Raw genomic sequence first — 17,199 nt, forward strand, 5'->3', positions numbered from 1 at the left:
GCGTCGGCGGCATCACGCCGCGGTGGCGCCCGAGGTCTTGACGATGCCGCCCCACAGCGCGCTTTCGCGCGCGATCAGCGCGGCGTACTCCGCCGGCCCGCCGAGCAGCGGCACGGCGCCTTCGACGTCGAGCCGCGCCTGGAATTCGGTACCGCCCGCCACCTCCAGCATTTGCGCCGAGAGTTCCTTCACCACGGCTTCCGGCGTGCCGCGCGGCGCGAGGATGCCGTAGGTCAGCGTGCTCTCGAAGCCCGCGAGTTCGCGCAGGCCCGATTCGGCCACGGTCGGCACCTCGGGCAGCAGGGGCAGGCGCTTCGCGCCCGTGACCGCGATCGCGCGCAGCCGCCCGCCCTTCACGAGCGCGAGCGCCGGCGGCACGACGCTGAACATCATCTGCACCTGACCGCCCGCCAGGTCGGTGAGCGCGGGACTCGTGCCCTTGTACGGGATGTGGTTGATCCTGGTGCCGGTGCGCTGCGCGAAATACTCGCCGGTCAGGTGGCCGCCGGTGCCGCTGCCGCTGGAGGCGTAGTCGAGCAGCCCTGGCCGGGCCCTGGCCTCGGCCACCAGGTCGGCGATGCTGCGGATCTTCGAGGCGGCGGGCACCACCAGCACCAGCGCCGAGGAGGCGAACATGGCCACCGGCACCAGGTCCTTGCGGGCGTCGAACCGCAGGCCTTTGTAGAGCGCCGGGTTGATCGACACGGTGCCGGTATGGCCCAGCAGCAGCGTGCTGCCGTCGGCGGCGCTGCGCACCACCTGCTCGGTGCCGAGGTTGCCGCCGGCGCCGGGCTTGTTGTCGACCACCACGCCCTGCTGGCGCAGTTCGCCCAGGCCCTTGGCCATCTGGCGTGCGAACACGTCGTTGCCGCCGCCGGGCGCGAAGGGCACGACGATGCGGATCGGCTTCGCACCGCCCTGCTGCTGCTGCGCCATGGCGGGCAGGCCCGCCGCCGCCGCGAGGCCGAGCAGCAGGCCGCGTCGTGCGCGGTCCATCAGACCCGTTCCAGGATCACCGCGATGCCCTGGCCCACGCCGATGCACATGGTGCACAGCGCATAGCGGCCGCCGCCCTTGTGCAGCTGGTTGACCGCGGTGGTGGCCAGGCGCGCGCCGCTGGCGCCGAGCGGATGGCCGAGCGCGATCGCGCCGCCGTTGATGTTGACGCGCGCATCGTCGTCGGCGAGGCCCAGCAGGCGCAGCACCGCGAGGCCCTGCGCCGCGAAGGCCTCGTTGAGTTCGATGACGTCGATCTGCTCGAGCTTGAGGCCGGTGAGCGCCAGCACCTTCTGCGTGGCGGGCGCCGGGCCGATGCCCATCACGCGCGGCGCCACGCCGGCCGTGGCCATGCCCACGATGCGCGCGCGCGGCGTGAGGCCGTGCTTCGCGGCGCTGGCCTCGTCGGCCAGCAGCAGCGCGCAGGCGCCGTCGTTCACGCCGCTGGCATTGCCCGCGGTCACGGTGCCGTCGGGCCGCACCACGCCCTTGAGCTTGGCGAGCGATTCGAGGCTGGTCTCGCGCGGATGCTCGTCCTTGCCGACGACGATCGGATCGCCCTTCTTCTGCGGCACGGTCACGGGCACGATCTCGGCGTCGAAGAAGCCGGACTTCTGCGAGGCGACCGCGCGCAGTTGCGAGGCGAGCGCCATGCGGTCCTGCGCCTCGCGCTCGATCTTGTAGTCGGTCGCCACGTTCTCGGCCGTCTCGGGCATGGAGTCGACGCCGTACTGCGCCTTCATGAGCTTGTTGACGAAGCGCCAGCCGATGGTGGTGTCGTACACCGCGTTGTTGCGGCTGAAGGCGGTCTCGGCCTTGGGCATGACGAAGGGGGCGCGGCTCATGCTCTCGACACCGCCCGCGATCATCAGGCCCGCCTCGCCCGCGCGGATCGCGCGCGCGGCCGTGCCCACCGCATCGAGCCCCGAGCCGCAGAGCCGGTTGATGGTCGCGCCGGGCACCTCGATCGGCAGGCCCGCAAGCAGCGCGGCCATGCGCGCGACGTTGCGGTTGTCCTCGCCGGCCTGGTTGGCGCAGCCGTAGAGCACGTCGGTCACGGCCTGCCAGTCGACGTTCTTGTTGCGTTCCATCAGCGCCTTCAGCGGCACCGCGCCGAGGTCGTCGGTGCGCACGCTGGAGAGCGATCCGCCGTAGCGGCCGAAGGGGGTGCGAACGGCGTCGCAGATGAAGGCTTGGTTGGTCATGGTGTGTGTCTCTTCAAAGGGAGTTGGATGCGGGAACGGGGACCGAACGCAGAGGTCGCGAAGGTTGCGCAGAGGTCGCAGAAGGAAAACAGAAAAATTATTCGGGTTTCTTCTGCGACTTCTGCGTAGCTTTTGTCTTCGTTCTGCGTTCGGCTGTCCGTTTTCAGGCTGCGATCGGCAAACCCACGAGCTTCTCTAGCGCCTCGCGGCTCAGCCCCTCGACCGTGTCGATGAGCCTGAGCCCCTGCGGCGTGCATTCGAGCGTCGCCAGGTCGGAATACACGCGCTTGACGCAGCCGATGCCGGTCAGCGGATACGTGCATTCCTTCACCAGCTTGCTCGCGCCCTGCTTGGTCAGCAGGTCCATCATGACCCAGGTCTGCTTGGCGCCGATCGCGAGGTCCATCGCGCCGCCGACCGCGGGGATGGCATCCTTCTCGCCCGTGTGCCAGTTGGCGAGGTCGCCGGTGGCCGAAACCTGGAAGGCGCCGAGCACGCAGATGTCGAGGTGGCCGCCGCGCATCATCGCGAAGCTGTCGGCATGGTGGAAGAACGAACCGCCCGGCAGCAGCGTGACGGGCTGCTTGCCGGCGTTGATGAGGTCGTAGTCCTCCTCGCCGGCCTCGGGCGCGGGGCCCATGCCGAGGATGCCGTTCTCGCTCTGCAGGATGACCTCGCGGCCCTTCGGCAGGTGGTTGGCCACGAGCGTGGGCTGGCCGATGCCGAGGTTGACGACGGCGCCGTCGAAGATGTCCTGCGCCACGCGCGCGGCGAGCTGGTCCTTGGTGCGGCGGGTGTATGCGGTCATGTTCATGCTCCCTTCTTGAAGCCGCCGGCCTGCGTGGCGACGCGTTCGATGCGCACCACCTGGTGCACGAAGATGCCGGGCGTGACGATGGTCTCGGGGTCGAGCGTGCCGAGTTCGGCGATGTCGTGCACCGTGGCCACGGTCTTCTTCGCGGCCATGGCCATCACGGGACCGAAGTTGCGCGCCGCCTTGCGGTAGACCAGGTTGCCCCAGCGGTCGCCGCGCTCGGCCTTGATGAGCGCCACGTCGCCGTGGATCGGGTATTCGAGCACGTACTGCTTGCCGTCGATCTCGCGCGTCTCGCGGTCGCCCGCGAGCTGGGTGCCGTAGCCGGTGGGGCAGAAGAAGGCGCCGATGCCCGCGCCCGCGGCGCGGATGCGCTCGGCGAGGTTGCCCTGCGGCACCAGTTCGAGTTCGAGCTTGCCGCTGCGGTAGAGCCCGTCGAAGACCTGGCTGTCGGCCTGGCGCGGGAAGCTGCAGATGATCTTGCGCACGCGGCCGGCCTTGAGCAGCGCCGCGAGGCCGGTCTCGCCGTTGCCGGCGTTGTTGTTGACCACCGTGAGGTCCTTGGCGCCCTGCTCGATGAGGCCGTCGATGAGTTCGCCGGGAATGCCGGCGGTGCCGAAGCCGCCGATGAGCACCGTGGCGCCGTCGGGAACGCCGGCGAGGGCGTCGGCGACCGAGCGCGCGATCTTGTTGATCATGAAACCTGTCTCCGGGAGTGAAGAAGAAAGGGAGAGCGAACGCCGAACGGCTGGCCGGATGCTGTCGCGGCGCCGTCGATTTGTTCGCATACAGAACATTTGTTCGTATAATGAATTCTAAGGACGATTCGCGCCCATGGCAACCCACACCCCTTCCACCCCCGCCACGCCCGCCCCCGGCGACAGCTACGTGCAGTCGTTCGCGCGCGGCCTGCAGGTGATCCGCTCGTTCAGCGAAAGCGCACCGCGCCAGACGCTGAGCGAAGTGGCGGCCGCGAGCGGGCTCACGCGCGCGGGTGCGCGGCGCATCCTGCTCACGCTGCAGACGCTCGGCTACGTGGTGAGCGACGGCAAGCTCTTCACGCTCACGCCGCGCATCCTCGATCTGGGCTTCGCCTACCTGTCGTCGATGCCGATCTGGAACCGCGCGGAGCCGGTGATGGAGGCGCTGGTGCAGCAGGTGCAGGAGTCGTGCTCGGCCGCGGTGCTCGACGCCACCGACATCGTCTACGTGCTGCGCGTGCCCACGCAGAAGATCATGCGCATCAGCCTGGGCGTGGGCTCGCGGCTGCCGGCCTACTGCACTTCGATGGGCCGGCTGCTGCTGGCCGACCTCGACGACGACGAGGTGCGCGCGCGGCTCGAGGCGTCCGACCGCGCGGCGTTCACGAAGCACACCGTCACGGACGTGGACGCGCTCATGGCCAAGGTCGCGCAGGCGCGGCGGCAGCAATGGTGCCTCGTGAACCAGGAACTCGAGGAGGGCCTGATCTCCGTGGCCGCCCCGGTCGTCGACCGGCAGGGCCGCATGGTGGCGGCGCTCAACATCAGCGGACAGGCCAACCGCACCAGCGCGAAGGCGATGCAGGAGACCATGCTGCCCGCGCTGCGCGAAGCGGCCGACCGGATCTCGCGCATGCTCTGACCGCACGGGCATTCACGGGCAGGTCACATCGGTTTTCTAGATTGCGCCCTCACTCCAAAACCGAGGGTCGATCATGTTCAGTCGCTTTGTCTCGTCCACCTTGCCGCGCCATCTGGCGATCGCGGCCGTCGCCTCTGCCGTTCTCGCCGCATGTGGCGGTGGCGGCGGAAACGGCATCGCCTTTCCGCCGATCGCGCTGTCGCCCGCTCCCTCGCCGGCCCCGGCGCCCGCCCCTGCCCCGCCGGCGCCGCAGGACCCCGCCGAAGGACTGCCGCACAAGCTCACCGGATGGGCCTCGCTGGCCGACAGCTTCCGCTGGCCGGGGCCGACCACGGGCCAGTTCATCACCAGCGCGCTCGGCGTGACGCCGCCCTTCGCGGACGCCCAGCCGATCCCGGGCTTCTCGGCGCTGCTGAAGAACGACGACGGCACCTGGACCGCCATGCCCGACAACGGCTATGGCAGCAAGAGCAACTCGGGCGACTTCGTGCTCGGGTTCTACAACGTCAGCATCGATTTCCGCACCGCGTCCGACGGCACCACGAAGCCCGGCAGCGTGAAGGTGAACAGCCACGTCTCGTTCAACGACGCCAAGGGCTTCCTCAAGGACGGCAAGGGCGTGGACCTGAAGATCACCGCCGACTTCGCCAACTACCAGACGGTCTCGGGCAACAACCTCGTCGACAGCGGCAAGCCCGTCGACGCGCGCATCGTCAACGGGCGGCTGCTGACGGGCTTCGACCTGGACGTCGAGTCGATCGCGCGTGCAAGCGACGGCACGTACTTCGTGGGCGAGGAGTTCGGCCCCTACATCCTGCACTTCGACAAGGACGGCACGCTGATGGGCGACCCGGTGCCGCACCCGTTCCTGCGCAGTCCGTCCAATCCGCTGGTGATGAACGAGGGCGCCACGGCGACCTCGCTGTCGAGCCGCGGCTTCGAGAGCCTCGCCTTCAACGGCGACAAGACCCGGCTCTATGCAGTGCCGGAGGCGGCGCCCTCGCTGGCGGCGCTGCGGCCGGTGGCCGACGACGAGCGCTACCTGAACTTCTTCGAGTTCGATCCCGCCTCGATGCTCTACACCGGCAAGAACGCGGTCTACCGCAAGGACGGGCCGCCCAAGGACAACCAGATCGTGATCGGCGACATGACCAACGTCGGCGGCAACCGGTTCGTGCTGATCGAGCGCGACAGCCTCTACGGCGCGAAGGCGGTGGTCAAGCGCCTCTACCTCGTCGACCTCGACGTCAGGGATGCCGACGGCGTGCTGAAGAAGACGCTGCTCGTGGACCTGCTGAACATGGCCGATCCGGCCGACATCGGCGGCCCGCTCGCGGGCGTCGCGAGCGGCAGGTTCAGCATGCCCTTCGACTCGGTCGAGAGCGTGGAGGTGGTCGACGAGCACACGCTGGCGGTCGCGATCGACACCAACTTCCCGACCGAGGACGGCCGCATGCCCGGCAAGCCGGACGACACCGAGATCGTCACGATCCGCTTCGACCAGGCGCTGTTCCGGCGCAGCGCGCCGTAGGCCCGGCGCCCGGGCCGGAGGGCGTCAGCCCTCCGACTGGATGCCCTTCATGATGATCACGCCGCCCAGGCGCGCGGTGTCGGCGCGCATGCGCCGGGCCAGCGCCTCGGGCGAACCCGGCTGGGCCTGCCATCCGGTCTTGAGCAGGGCCGCGGCGACCTCGGGCGAGCCGATCACTTCGCTCAGCGCCGCATTGAGCCGCGCGACGGCGGCCGGCTTCATGCCCGCGGGCGCGGCCAGCGCGGTCCAGATCTCGAGGTCGGCGCCGCGCACGTCCGCGTCGCGCACCGTCGGCAGTTCGCCGGCCAGCGGGCTGCGCTCGGGCGAAGTGACGCCGATCGCCTTGATCTTTCCCGACTTGACGTGCGGCAGCGCCAGCCCCGGGGGCAGCAGCGCCAGCTGGATCTCGTTGGCGAGCAGGCCGGCGATCACCTGCGGGTTGCCGGTGTAGGGCTTGTGCTGCGCCGTGATGGCGGCACGGCTCTTGATGAGTTCCATGCCCAAGTGCCCCACCGTGCCCACGCCCGGCGTGCCGTACTTGCCCGCGCTGCCGAGGTTGCGCACCCACAGCAGCTGGTCGGCGGCGGTCTTGCCCTCGGCCGCACCCGACACCGCGAGCACCAGCGGCGCGGTGCCGATCAGGCCGACCGGCGCGAAGTCCTTTTCGGGGTCGAACGAAAGCTTCGGATTGAGCAGCTTCGCGATCGTGAGATTGCCGTTGATCAGCGCGCCGATCGTGTGGTCGTCGGTGGCCTTGGCCACCTGGTCCGCCACCAGGTTGCCGCTGGCGCCGGGCTTGTTCTCGACGGTGACCGGCTGGCGCAGGATCCTGGCGAGCGGCTCGGCGATGGCACGCGCCGCGAGGTCGGGCGATGCGCCCGCCGGAAAGCCCACGAGGATGCGCACGGGCTTGGTTGGCCATGCGGCTTCGGCGCCGGCCGCAGCCGCGCGCTGGGCCCAGGAACCCGGCGAAAAGAACGAGGCCGCGACTGCTGCAGCGCCACTTTCGAGCAAGCGGCGTTTGGTGATCTTCAAGGTGACTCCAGAGAGTGAGAGGCTGGGCGCCCGGCGAGGCCGAACTTACAGAACGTTACAGGAACGTGCCCTATTGCGCAAGTCGAAGCCCCTGCTCACTGGCGACGGCCCGCCAGCTGTGTCCGGAAGTTAACGCACCCACATACAATCCTCGCCGCATTCCCCTTTCTTCCCCTACGAGGTCTTGTCCGCAATGCCCAAGAGCCCCCTGCCGCGAGCCCGCTTCGGCTTGTCCCACGTCGTTCGCGCCGCGCTCCTGGCCACTGCTTGCGGCATCTCGCTCTGCGCGTTCGCGGCGGTGGAGCACGACGAGGTCGACCGCCTGCTGCAGGCGGGCAAGCTCGACGAGGCCATGAGCCGCGCCGACGCCTTCCTCAAGGACAAGCCGAAGGATCCGCAGATGCGCTTCCTCAAGGGCGTGATCCAGCTCAATTCGGGCAAGCGCAACGAGGCCATCGCGGCCTTCACGCAGCTCACGCAGGATTCGCCCGAACTGCCCGAGCCCTACAACAACCTGGCCGTGATCTACGCGAGCCAGAACCAGTACGACAAGGCCCGCGCCGCGCTCGAAAGCGCGATCCGCACCAACCCGAGCTACGCCACGGCGCAGGAGAACCTCGGCGACGTGTACGCGCGCCTCGCGAGCCAGGCCTACAGCAAGGCGCTGCAGCTCGATCAGAACAACACCGCCGTGCAGCCCAAGCTCGCGGTGATCCGCACGCTGTTCACGCCGCCGGCGGGCGCGACGATGGTGGCGGCCAACGACACCGCCAAGCCGGCACCGAAGGCCGCGGCCCCTGCGCCCGCACCTGCACCCGCCGCCGTCGCCGTCGCGAAGGCGCCCGTCGCAGCGCCGCCCGCACCGGCGCCTGCACCCGCGCCTGTCAAGGCCGCCGCTGCACCTTCACCGGCCCCCGCGCCCGCGGCCCCGGTGGCCGTGGCCAAGGCGCCCGAAGCCTCCGCTGCACCGGCGCCCGCTCCGGCTGCTGCGCCGGCCTCTTCCGCCGAAGTGGAAACCGCCGTCCGCGCATGGGCCGCCGCCTGGGCCGCGCAGGACATGGAGCGCTACCTCGCGGCCTACGGCCCCGACTTCGATCCGCCGGGCGGACAGAGCCGCAAGAGCTGGGAAGAAGAACGCCGCGCCCGCATCGTCGGCAAGTCGAACATCAGCGTGAACCTCGAGAACCTCGTGGTCCACGTCGACGGCCAGACGGCCACCGCCCGGTTCCGCCAGATCTATCGCGCCGACAGCCTCAACATCAAGAGCCGCAAGACGCTGGAGCTGCAGCGCACGTCGGGCAACCAGTGGCAGATCCGCAAGGAAAGCGTCGGGGGATAGTGGCAGGCATCGTCCGGCGCGGCCGGCTCCAGAACCTTCCGCCGCGCCGCGCCGGAAACCTGCTGGCCGCCCTGATGGCGGCCTCCGCGCTGCTGCTGGCCGCACCCGGCGCCGCAGCCACGCCGGCCAGGACCGCCCCCGGCGGCAAGGCCGGTAGCGCGAAGACCGCGAAGGCCGCCACGAAAGCCAAGGCCCAAGGCAGCCGCCCGTCGACGAAGGAAGCGAAAGCCGCGTCCGCCCGCAAGCCGGGCGTTCGCAGGCCCGCCCCTTCCGGCACCGCCGGCGCCATCGAGCAGGCGAGCGGCGCCGAAGCCCGGCTGATCGCCATCTACGAACTCTTCGGCCGCGGCCATGCGCGGCCCGCGCTGGAGAAGGCGCGCGAGCTGGTGCGCGACCATCCCAACTTTCCAGCTCGCACAGCTGGTCTATGCCGACCTGCTCGCCACCCAGGTGTCGCCGGCGCACGCGTTCTCCGACGCCTCGAGCATCGGCCGGCTGCGCAGCGACCCGGCCATGGCCGAGCTGCGCGAGGAATCGCGCCGCCGGCTGCAGGCGCTGCGCGAGCGTCCGCCGCCCGGCACCGTGCCTTCGCAGTTCCTCGCGCTCTCGACGCGCAGCCGCTATGCCATCGCGGTCGATGCCTCGCGCTCGCGGCTCTACCTGTTCGAGAACTCCGACAAGGGACTGCAGCTCGCGGCCGACTACTACGTGTCGGTCGGCAAGTCGGGCATCGGCAAGGCCGCCGAGGGCGACGCGCGCACGCCGCTCGGCGTGTACTACATCACCAGCAGCCTCGACCCGAAGTCGCTGAAGGATTTCTACGGCGCCGGCGCGCTGCCCATCAACTACCCGAACCCCTACGACGTGCGGCGCGGCAGAACCGGCAGCGGCATCTGGCTGCACGGCACGCCGCCGCAGCAGTTCGCGCGCGCGCCGCTCGCGAGCGACGGCTGCGTGGTCATGGCCAACCCCGACCTGAAGCAGCTGCTGCGCAAGGTACAGATCGGCGCCACCCCGGTCGTGACCGCGTCGAGCCTGCAATGGATTCCGCGCGCGCAGGCCGAGAAGGAGGCGCAGTCCTTCACCGGTGCCATTTCGGCCTGGAAAGAAGCGCGCGCCAGCGGCAGCGAAGCGCAATTGAAGAAATTCTATTTGCCGGAATTCCAGCGCGCCAATAAGAAAACGACCGAAGGCATTTCGGCGCTCAACGAGGAATTGGAATACGCCAGAGGCAGGCGCGCCCAATTCAAGGACGCCTCGTATTTGCATTGGCGCGAAGGCGACGACACGATGATCGCCACCTTCGGCGAAGTGTTCGAAGGCGAGAAAAGCGGGCGCACCCGGCGCCAGTACTGGCTGCGCCAAGGCAGCGAGTGGAAGCTTTTCCACGAGGAAATCCTCGGCTGAGGCCGGTTCCCACCCCTCCGCGCGAGGGGTCATGGGGTCGGATTCGTGACATTTTCCGCAGTTCGCAGCCCTATTTTGGGGCGTTACAACTCGCCTTGTAACCGCGGCGCTACGTAACGTTTCGCCCCGATGTTCCCGTAACACCGACCCTTCCACACCCCTCTGTTCCGGGTAACGGATGTACCACATTCATGGTATGGGTAGCTCTGTTTACAGGCGTAAGAATGGTCCCACGGATGCGTCGCTGCCCTCCGAACAGCAGCCATCCGGAGGGCGTACAGGGGCTGGCCGCCATCCTGCTTAGGGGTAGGTGCTAGCACAGGAAGGGCGGTCCTCCCCGGTAGTTACCTTGTTGATACATGGAGTTACGCTGTATAACATCCACGTGCCAGCCGGTTCGTTAACATTTTTCAAAGGGTAAATCATGCTTCGCTCTATTACTCGTTTTCTCCGCGATGAAGAAGGCGCCACCGCAATTGAATACGGAATCATTGCGGGGCTGATGGCAACTATTCTGGTCGCGGTATTTACTGCACCGGGAACAGGCGTCGGTGCTGTCCTCGAAGGGGTATTTGCTCGTATTGCGACCGCAGTGGGCGGATAAGTCCGACCGAATGCCCTATTTGTGGCTCCTTTGGCTATTGCTCGTCACGGTCCATGACGCCCGACAACGCCGCGTCCCCAACTGGCTGGTGCTGGGTGGCGCGGCGCTTGCCGGGGGCGCCCTTGCCATGAACGCGCAGCCATTCGGCGTCCACTGGCCCGACGCGCTCACAGGCGCCGCCCTGGGCTTCGGTTTTCTTCTCGTCTTCCACGTGGCCGGCCTCATGGGCGCGGGCGACGTCAAATTTGCCGGTGCGCTCGGCCTCTGGGTCGGTGCGGCGCCGCTTCTGCCGATCTGGATCGGTGCCAGCCTGCTGGCCGGTCTGCATGCGGTGCTCCTGGTGGTGCTTCGCCGCCTGCCGTGGTTTCCGCGGCTCACGCTGATGCTGTCGGGCAGGCCGCGCGCCACCGACGATCCGGGCCTGCGCCAGCAGACCCGACCGATTCCCTTTGCCGCCTACCTCGCGGTGGTCGCGGCCGTCTGGATGGCCTGGGGCCGACAGAGTTAGCCCCGCGCTGCTCGTCACCGTGGGGCCTCTCTTCTTTTACGAACTGCCGATGCCCCACTTCCTTCACCGCCGTCCATGATCCATCTCACCAAAATCGTCGCCGCCATCCTGGTGCTCCTGGCCATCGCACTGGGCGGCTATGCGTGGGTGCTCAGCCGGCAGCCGGCCAAGGCGCCGCCGGTTGCGACGGCGCCCGCGGCCGCCGCTTCGAGCACGGCGCGCGTTCCCACCTTCGCGGTGGTGGTGGCCGCCAAGCCGGTGGCGGCGGGCCAGGCGATCCCGGCCGACGCGGTCCGGGTGGCGCAGCTTCCCATCAACCCGGCCGGCGCCTTCACCGAGACCGCGGCCGTGGTCGGCCGCGTGCCGGTGTTCGACATCGGCGAGGGCACGCCGCTGCTCGAGGGCCAGCTCGCCTCGGGCCTCGCGATGCGCGTCGAGGAAGGCGAGCGGGCGGTGGCGGTCAAGGCCGACGAAGTCATGGGCGTGGGCAACAAGGTCCAGCCCGGCGATTTCGTCGACGTGTTCGTCATGCTCAAGTCGGACGGCAAGGACATCGACCGCACGCAGGCGCGCCTGCTGCTGTCGCGCAAGCGGGTGCTCGCCTTCGGCACCGCCTCGCTGGACGGGCTGCCGTCCAGGAACCCCGAAGGCCGCAGCAACCCGCAGCAGCAACAGCAACAGCAGCGCGCCGAGGCGGCGCGCACCGCGGTGCTGGCCGTGCCGGTGGCGGAGATCAACCGACTGACGCTCGGCGAATCCGCCGGCCGGCTGCTGCTCGCCCTGCGCAACCCGCTGGACACCGCCCTGCCCGATCCCGCGCTGCTGGCCGAGCTGCCGCCGGCGCTGCAGCCGCCGGCACCCCGGCGCGGCGAGCCCGCACGCGCGCCGCTCGAAGGCCTGGACAGCGCCCAGGCGGGCCTGACGGCCGTCGACCTGGCCACCGGCGGCGGTGCCGCCGCCCGCCGGCTGGTCGCCGACGCACGCGCTTCCGCCGCGGCGGCCGCGCCGCGCCCGGCCACCGCCGCTGCGGCCGCACCGCGCGCCGGTATGGAGGTCGAGATGATCCGCGGCGACCGCAGCGAAACCATCCGCTACTGATCGGCACGCGCCGCCCATGACCGTTCCCTTCCCCCAAGAAAGAAGCCGATCCATGCCGGACCCGAACCGCGCGACGACGCCCCCCGCCATCCGCCGCGCCACGCCCGGGCTCCTGCTGCGCCCGGTGCTGCTCGCGCTGTGCCTGGCGGCACCTGCGTTCGCACCCGCCGCCACCTCGCCGGCCGCCGCGCCCGGCCAGCCGCCCGCGCCGCTGGTGGTGACTGCGGGTTCGCAGCGCGAGCTGCTGATCGAGCGCGGCGTGGACCGCATCGCGCTGGCCGACGAGACCGTCGCGGGCGTGACCGTGACGCGCAAGACGCCGGGCTCGCCCGCCGCGCGGCTCATCCTCACCGGCAAGCAGGCGGGCCGCACCACGCTGATGGTCTGGGAGAAGGGCCAGTCCGCCGCCACCACCTACACGCTCGACGTGCAGCGCCGCAGCGCCGTGCTCTCGGGCAGCATCGAGAGCATGCCCGCGCACCAGCGTGCGCGCGACACGGCGCTCTCGACGCAGCCCGACAAGGCGCCGATCGCCGACGCCTCGACGATCGACGTGCGCAGCCACACGGTGCAGGTGGCCGTGAAAGTGGTCGAGTTCAACCGCAGCGTGCTCAAGCAGGCGGGGCTCAACATCTTCAGCACGCGCGCGAATTCGAGCGGTTTCAGCTTCGGCGTGTTCACGCCGTCTTCCCTGACCAAGGCCAGCTTCGGTTCCGACGGCTCGATCTCGGGCGAATACAACAAGCCGCTCGCGCAGGCCTTCAGCCTGCTGCTCAACTTCGGCCGCGCGGGCGTTGGCCTGAACGTCGGTTTCCTCGAGGGCAACGGCATGGCGCGCGTGCTCGCCGAGCCGACGCTGGTCGCGATGTCGGGCCAGAGCGCAAGCTTCCTTTCGGGCGGCGAGCTGCCGGTGCCGGTGCCGCAGGGCCTGGGCTCCACCGCGATCGAATACAAGCCCTTCGGCATCGGCCTCACGCTGACGCCCACGGTGCTGTCGAACGACCGCATCGTGCTGAAGGTCGCGCCCGAGGCGAGCGACCTCGACTACACCAACTCGCTGAGCCTCGGCGGGGTCGCGGTGCCCGCCATCACCACGCGGCGCGCCGACACCACGGTCGAGCTCGGCGACGGCGAGAGCTTCATCATCGGCGGGCTCGTGAGCCGCACCACCACCTCCAACGCCGACAAGATCCCGCTGCTCGGCGACCTGCCGATCCTTGGCGCCTTCTTCAAGCAGAGCAAGTACCAGATGAACGAGAAGGAACTGGTGATCGTGGTCACGCCGCACCTCGTGAAGCCGATCGCGCGCGACACCGACCTCGCGCCCTACCTCCCCGGCAGCGCCGAGCAGCGCGACGGCGCCGTGTGGCGCTCCTTCTTCCTCGGCGGGGCGGCCGACACGGCCGTTCCGGGTTTCTCGCGTTGAGCACCGCCCCATGAACGCACCCCGCGACAGCCTGCCGGAAACGGGCGCCGAGACCTACCTGTTCGCTTCGGTCAACGGCAGCCACATCACCTGGCTCACCGACACCCTGGGCCGCGTGGGCTCGGTGGTCGTGCTCGAACCGGACGCCAAGTCCATCGACGACCGCATCGCGATGCTCGGCCCGGCCGCGGTGTTCATCGACTTCTCGCCGGACCAGATCGCCGCCGCCGGCAAGCTCCACGAGCGGCTCAAGCGCGACTGGCCCGCGCTGCCGGTGCTCGCCACGGGCCTGTCGGCCGAGCCGGCCGCGATGCTGGCCGCGCTGCGCGCCGGGGTGGACGACTTCGTCGACATCTCCGCCCCGCCCGCGGAGGCCGTGGCCACGCTGCGCGCGCTGCTCGACAAGCGCGCCAGCCTCCAGGGCGGCCAGCGCGGCTGCACGCTGGCGCTGCTCGGCGCCCGCGGCGGCCTGGGCGTCACCACGCTGGCGGCCAGCCTGGCGCTCGCGCTGCACGAGCACCTGGCGCACCTGCCCGCGCGGCCGCCCGGACGATCGGCCCGCCAGGGCGTGGCGCTGCTCGACCTGGGGCTGCCCGCGCGCGACGGCCTGCTCTACCTCGACACCCAGAGCGGCTTCAGCTTCGTCGACGGCGTGCGCAACCTGCGCCGGCTCGACCAGACGCTGCTGCACACCGCGCTCGCGCACCATGCGAGCGGCGTCGCGGTGCTGCCGCTGCCCGCGAGCCTGGCGCAGGTGCGCGAGATCTCGCATGCGGATTCGGTAGCGCTGATCCGGCGGCTGGCGGATTTCTTCGACTTCCAGATCGCCGACCTCGGCGGCTTCTCGACCGTCGACTTCATGGCGCAGACCGTGCGCGAGGCCCAGCAGACCTGGGTGGTCTGCGACCAGAGCATCGGTGCCATCGTCTCCACCGCCAACCTGCTGAAGGAACTGCGCACGCGCGGCGTCGACGTCGCCCGCCTGGCGCTGGTGGTGAACAAGTTCGACAAGAACGTCGGCCTGTCGGCGAAGGACATCGCCGAGCGGCTCGAGCTGCCGCTGCGCCACGTGCTGCCCGCGCGCAGCGCCGCGCTGCTGGCGGCCGCGAGCCGCGGCGAGATGCTGGTGCGCACCGCGCGCAGCGACCCGTACGCGCAGTCCGTGATCGGCCTTGCGCGCGGGCTGACCCAGGAATACATGTCCGTCACGGGCCAACCGCCGCCCAAGGATCCACGCTGGGCTGCGCTGATGTCGCAGATCACCGGCTTCTGGAAGAGTTCACATCAAGGTTGAGCCCCCATGTCCAACGAAATCGAATTTGCCGACGACGACCAGGCATTCATCAACTCGCAGCAGTTCCAGGACATCAAGAGCTGGACCCATGACCACCTGCTGAGCCGCATCGAGGAACTGGGCGCGGAGTTCGGCCGCTGGTCGCGCGCCTCGATCCAGCAGTTCGTCGAGCTCGAGGTCGACAGCTTCGTGCGGCTGCGCCGCGTGCCGATCAACGACCGCGAGATGCAGCTCATCGCCGATGCGCTGACCAAGGAGCTCGCGGGCTTCGGCCCGCTGGAAGACCTGCTCAACGATCCGGGCGTGGAAGACATCCTGATCAACGGCTACCAGAACGTCTACGTGTCGCGCCACGGCGTGCTCGAACGCGAGACGCTGCGCTTCACCGACTCCGAGCACGTGATGCGCATCGTGCGGCGCATCCTCGCGCCGCTCGGCCGCCGGCTCGACGAGGCCAACCCGATGGTGGACGCGCGCCTGCCCGACGGCGGCCGCATCAACGTGATCATCGAGCCGCTCGCGATCGACGGGCTCTCGGTCTCGATCCGCAAGTTCCGCAAGGAGCCGCTGACGCCGGCCGACCTCGTGAAGCTCGGCACCTTCGACGCGGGCATGGCGCAGCTGCTGGAGATCGCGGTGCGCGCGCGCTGCAACATCCTCGTGAGCGGCGGCACCAGCTCGGGCAAGACCTCGCTGCTCAACGCGCTCGCGAGCTTCATTCCGCACAGCGAGCGCGTGATCACCATCGAGGACACGGCCGAACTCTCGCTCGGCCACACGCACGTGGTACGGCTCGAAAGCCGGCCCGGCGGCTTCGACGGCACCGGCGTGGTGAGCATCCGCGACCTGCTGCGCAACAGCCTGCGCATGCGGCCCGACCGCATCATCGTGGGCGAGGTGCGCGGCGCCGAGGTGATCGAGATGATGCAGGCGATGAACACCGGCCACGAAGGCTCGATGGGCACCATCCACGCGAGTTCGCCGCGCGAATGCCTCTACCGCCTCGAGATGCTCGCGGGCTTCGCGGGCTACCAGGGCAGCGAGACCAGCCTGCGCCGGCAGATCGCCAACGCCATCGACTTCATCGTGCAGATCGGCCGCCTCTCGAACGGGCAGCGGCGCATCCTCTCGCTGAGCGAAGTGACGGGCGTGAACGACAACGTGGTGGCGATGCAGGAGCTCTACCGCTACGAACCCACCGTCACGCCCGAGGGCGAGGAGCGCGACCGCTGGGTGTCGCTCGGCATCGCGCCGCACTCGCCGAAGATCACGCGCTTCCGCCAGACGCTCGCGCGCGGCGCCGGAGACCGCCGTGCGTGAAGGCCTGCTCGCGTTGGCCTGCATCGCGCTGCTGATGGCGGCCGCGGGGCTGCTGCTGTGGCAGTGGGCCTCGACGCGGCAGGCGCGGCGGCTCGCCGGCGCGCACCTGAAGCAGCGCATCGACGCCAGCTTCTCGCCCGACAGCGAAGCGCCGCAGCCGCCGCTGCGCGCGGAACCGCCGCCGCTGTCCGGCGGCGCGATGCCGATGACGGACCCCTGGGCCTCGGCGGGGCCGGCCGAGCCGGTGCAGGCGCCGCGCAGGAACCGCCTCGAGGCGCTGGTGCCGGACTGGCTCGAAGGCGTGATCGCCACGCGCGTCCTCGGCCTCGGTGCGGGCGCGATCGTGCTGCTCGCCGCGCTGGCGGGCCTGCTCGGCGGCTGGCCAGCGGGCCTCGGCGCGCTGCTCTTCCTCGCGCTGGTCGCGGCCTTCGCGATCTGGCTGCGGCTGCAGAAATTCCGCCGCCAGCTCGTGAGCCAGCTGCCGGCCTTCATCGATGCGATGGTGCGGCTGATCACCATCGGCAACTCCACCCAGGCGGCGTTCCAGCTCGGCATCGCGTCGACGCGGGCGCCGCTGCGCGGCTACCTCGAACGCGCCGCGGGCCTGGTGCGCGCCGGCGTCGACCTGGACCGCGCGCTGCACCAGATGGCCACGCGCGTGCGCGTGGAGGAGATGTTCCTGCTGGCCTCGATCCTCGGGCTGGGCGTGCGCTACGGCGGCCGCGCCGACCTGCTGCTGGAGCGCGTGGCCAACTTCATGCGCGACCGCGAGCAGGCCGAGCACGAGCTCGTGGCGCTCTCGGCCGAGACGCGGCTCTCGGCCTGGATCCTCGGCCTGCTGCCGATCTGCGTCGGGGCCATGATCATCACGCTCAACCCGGCCTACTTCCTGCGCATGTGGCAGGACACCACCGGCCAGTACATGGTGTTCGGCGCCGCGGCGCTGCAGCTGACCGGCGCGTTCCTGCTCTACCGGCTGGCGAGGTTCGCATGACGGGC

General features: G+C 70.0%; 16 protein-coding genes. 11 read left to right on the forward strand and 5 right to left on the reverse strand.

Annotated features, from left to right (window positions below; all coding sequences use genetic code 11):
- Positions 1–12: 12 nt before the first annotated feature.
- From M2165_RS06025 to M2165_RS06040, 4 genes are all read right to left on the reverse strand, one after another.
- Positions 13–996 carry a tripartite tricarboxylate transporter substrate binding protein gene (locus M2165_RS06025; protein WP_280813767.1) on the reverse strand — a complete coding sequence of 328 codons (984 nt, stop codon included), beginning with the start codon at positions 994–996 and terminating at the stop codon, positions 13–15.
- Entirely contained in the window at positions 996–2,201 is a 1,206-nt protein-coding gene (gene pcaF, locus M2165_RS06030) for a 3-oxoadipyl-CoA thiolase (protein ID WP_280813768.1), read from the reverse strand. Before pcaF ends, M2165_RS06025 begins: the two co-directional genes overlap by 1 nt.
- A 163-nt stretch (positions 2,202–2,364) precedes the next feature.
- Positions 2,365–3,015: a 3-oxoacid CoA-transferase subunit B gene (locus M2165_RS06035; RefSeq protein WP_280813769.1), complete on the reverse strand. Its 651-nt coding sequence runs from the start codon at positions 3,013–3,015 to the stop codon at positions 2,365–2,367.
- Complete coding sequence (locus M2165_RS06040) at positions 3,012–3,713, reverse strand: 3-oxoacid CoA-transferase subunit A (RefSeq protein WP_280813770.1); 702 nt, start codon at positions 3,711–3,713, stop codon at positions 3,012–3,014. Before M2165_RS06040 ends, M2165_RS06035 begins: the two co-directional genes overlap by 4 nt.
- A gap of 136 nt (positions 3,714–3,849) precedes the next feature.
- On the opposite strand from M2165_RS06040, the gene M2165_RS06045 reads away from it, so the two are divergent.
- Together M2165_RS06045 and M2165_RS06050 are read left to right on the forward strand one after the other, a co-directional pair.
- Positions 3,850–4,638 (forward strand): IclR family transcriptional regulator C-terminal domain-containing protein, encoded by a 789-nt coding sequence (locus M2165_RS06045; protein WP_280813771.1) that lies wholly within the window; start codon positions 3,850–3,852, stop codon positions 4,636–4,638.
- Between the two features lie 73 nt (positions 4,639–4,711).
- A complete protein-coding gene (locus tag M2165_RS06050; protein WP_280813772.1) occupies positions 4,712–6,169 on the forward strand; it encodes an esterase-like activity of phytase family protein in 1,458 nt (485 codons plus the stop codon).
- Positions 6,170–6,193: 24 nt separating this feature from the next.
- On the opposite strand, the gene M2165_RS06055 is transcribed toward M2165_RS06050, so the two are convergent.
- On the reverse strand, positions 6,194–7,204 hold the full coding sequence (locus M2165_RS06055) for a tripartite tricarboxylate transporter substrate binding protein (RefSeq protein ID WP_280813773.1): 1,011 nt from the start codon (positions 7,202–7,204) through the stop codon (positions 6,194–6,196).
- 193 nt (positions 7,205–7,397) lie between these two features.
- Here M2165_RS06055 and M2165_RS06060 point away from each other — a divergent pair, with 193 nt between their 5' ends.
- From M2165_RS06060 to M2165_RS06100, 9 genes are all read left to right on the forward strand, one after another.
- Positions 7,398–8,543, forward strand: a complete 1,146-nt coding sequence (locus tag M2165_RS06060) for a tetratricopeptide repeat protein (protein WP_280813774.1) — start codon at positions 7,398–7,400, stop codon at positions 8,541–8,543.
- 351 nt (positions 8,544–8,894) lie between these two features.
- A complete protein-coding gene (locus tag M2165_RS06065; RefSeq protein WP_280813775.1) occupies positions 8,895–9,950 on the forward strand; it encodes a L,D-transpeptidase family protein in 1,056 nt (351 codons plus the stop codon).
- Positions 9,951–10,374: 424 nt separating this feature from the next.
- Positions 10,375–10,554, forward strand: coding sequence for a Flp family type IVb pilin (locus tag M2165_RS06070; protein ID WP_280813776.1), 180 nt, complete (start codon positions 10,375–10,377; stop codon positions 10,552–10,554).
- Between the two features lie 10 nt (positions 10,555–10,564).
- Positions 10,565–11,062 carry an A24 family peptidase gene (locus M2165_RS06075; RefSeq protein ID WP_280813777.1) on the forward strand — a complete coding sequence of 166 codons (498 nt, stop codon included), beginning with the start codon at positions 10,565–10,567 and terminating at the stop codon, positions 11,060–11,062.
- Positions 11,063–11,137: 75 nt separating this feature from the next.
- Positions 11,138–12,160: a Flp pilus assembly protein CpaB gene (gene cpaB / locus M2165_RS06080; RefSeq protein WP_280813778.1), complete on the forward strand. Its 1,023-nt coding sequence runs from the start codon at positions 11,138–11,140 to the stop codon at positions 12,158–12,160.
- Positions 12,161–12,212: 52 nt separating this feature from the next.
- Positions 12,213–13,586, forward strand: coding sequence for a type II and III secretion system protein family protein (locus M2165_RS06085; RefSeq protein WP_280813779.1), 1,374 nt, complete (start codon positions 12,213–12,215; stop codon positions 13,584–13,586).
- Positions 13,587–13,596: 10 nt separating this feature from the next.
- The gene (locus M2165_RS06090; RefSeq protein WP_280813780.1) at positions 13,597–14,880 is read left to right on the forward strand and encodes a histidine kinase; all 1,284 of its coding nucleotides are present in this window, start codon (positions 13,597–13,599) and stop codon (positions 14,878–14,880) included.
- A 6-nt stretch (positions 14,881–14,886) separates the two neighbouring features.
- The gene (locus M2165_RS06095; protein WP_280813781.1) at positions 14,887–16,200 is read left to right on the forward strand and encodes a CpaF family protein; all 1,314 of its coding nucleotides are present in this window, start codon (positions 14,887–14,889) and stop codon (positions 16,198–16,200) included.
- A complete protein-coding gene (locus M2165_RS06100) occupies positions 16,193–17,194 on the forward strand; it encodes a type II secretion system F family protein (RefSeq protein WP_280813782.1) in 1,002 nt (333 codons plus the stop codon). Before M2165_RS06095 ends, M2165_RS06100 begins: the two co-directional genes overlap by 8 nt.
- Positions 17,195–17,199: the final 5 nt, after the last annotated feature.

Source organism: Variovorax sp. TBS-050B, assembly GCF_029893635.1.
Taxonomy (GTDB): Bacteria; Pseudomonadota; Gammaproteobacteria; order Burkholderiales; family Burkholderiaceae_C; genus Variovorax.

Excerpts from the sequence above, each read along its gene's own strand:
- M2165_RS06025 (WP_280813767.1), bottom strand. The coding sequence starts at position 996 with ATGGACCGCGCACGACGCGGCCTGCTGCTCGGCCTCGCGGCGGCGGCG.
- pcaF (WP_280813768.1), bottom strand. The coding sequence starts at position 2,201 with ATGACCAACCAAGCCTTCATCTGCGACGCCGTTCGCACCCCCTTCGGC.
- M2165_RS06035 (WP_280813769.1), bottom strand. The coding sequence starts at position 3,015 with ATGAACATGACCGCATACACCCGCCGCACCAAGGACCAGCTCGCCGCG.
- M2165_RS06040 (WP_280813770.1), bottom strand. The coding sequence starts at position 3,713 with ATGATCAACAAGATCGCGCGCTCGGTCGCCGACGCCCTCGCCGGCGTT.
- M2165_RS06045 (WP_280813771.1), top strand. The coding sequence starts at position 3,850 with ATGGCAACCCACACCCCTTCCACCCCCGCCACGCCCGCCCCCGGCGAC.
- M2165_RS06050 (WP_280813772.1), top strand. The coding sequence starts at position 4,712 with ATGTTCAGTCGCTTTGTCTCGTCCACCTTGCCGCGCCATCTGGCGATC.
- M2165_RS06060 (WP_280813774.1), top strand. The coding sequence starts at position 7,398 with ATGCCCAAGAGCCCCCTGCCGCGAGCCCGCTTCGGCTTGTCCCACGTC.
- M2165_RS06065 (WP_280813775.1), top strand. The coding sequence starts at position 8,895 with ATGCGCGGCCCGCGCTGGAGAAGGCGCGCGAGCTGGTGCGCGACCATC.
- M2165_RS06070 (WP_280813776.1), top strand. The coding sequence starts at position 10,375 with ATGCTTCGCTCTATTACTCGTTTTCTCCGCGATGAAGAAGGCGCCACC.
- M2165_RS06075 (WP_280813777.1), top strand. The coding sequence starts at position 10,565 with ATGCCCTATTTGTGGCTCCTTTGGCTATTGCTCGTCACGGTCCATGAC.
- cpaB (WP_280813778.1), top strand. The coding sequence starts at position 11,138 with ATGATCCATCTCACCAAAATCGTCGCCGCCATCCTGGTGCTCCTGGCC.
- M2165_RS06085 (WP_280813779.1), top strand. The coding sequence starts at position 12,213 with ATGCCGGACCCGAACCGCGCGACGACGCCCCCCGCCATCCGCCGCGCC.
- M2165_RS06090 (WP_280813780.1), top strand. The coding sequence starts at position 13,597 with ATGAACGCACCCCGCGACAGCCTGCCGGAAACGGGCGCCGAGACCTAC.
- M2165_RS06095 (WP_280813781.1), top strand. The coding sequence starts at position 14,887 with ATGTCCAACGAAATCGAATTTGCCGACGACGACCAGGCATTCATCAAC.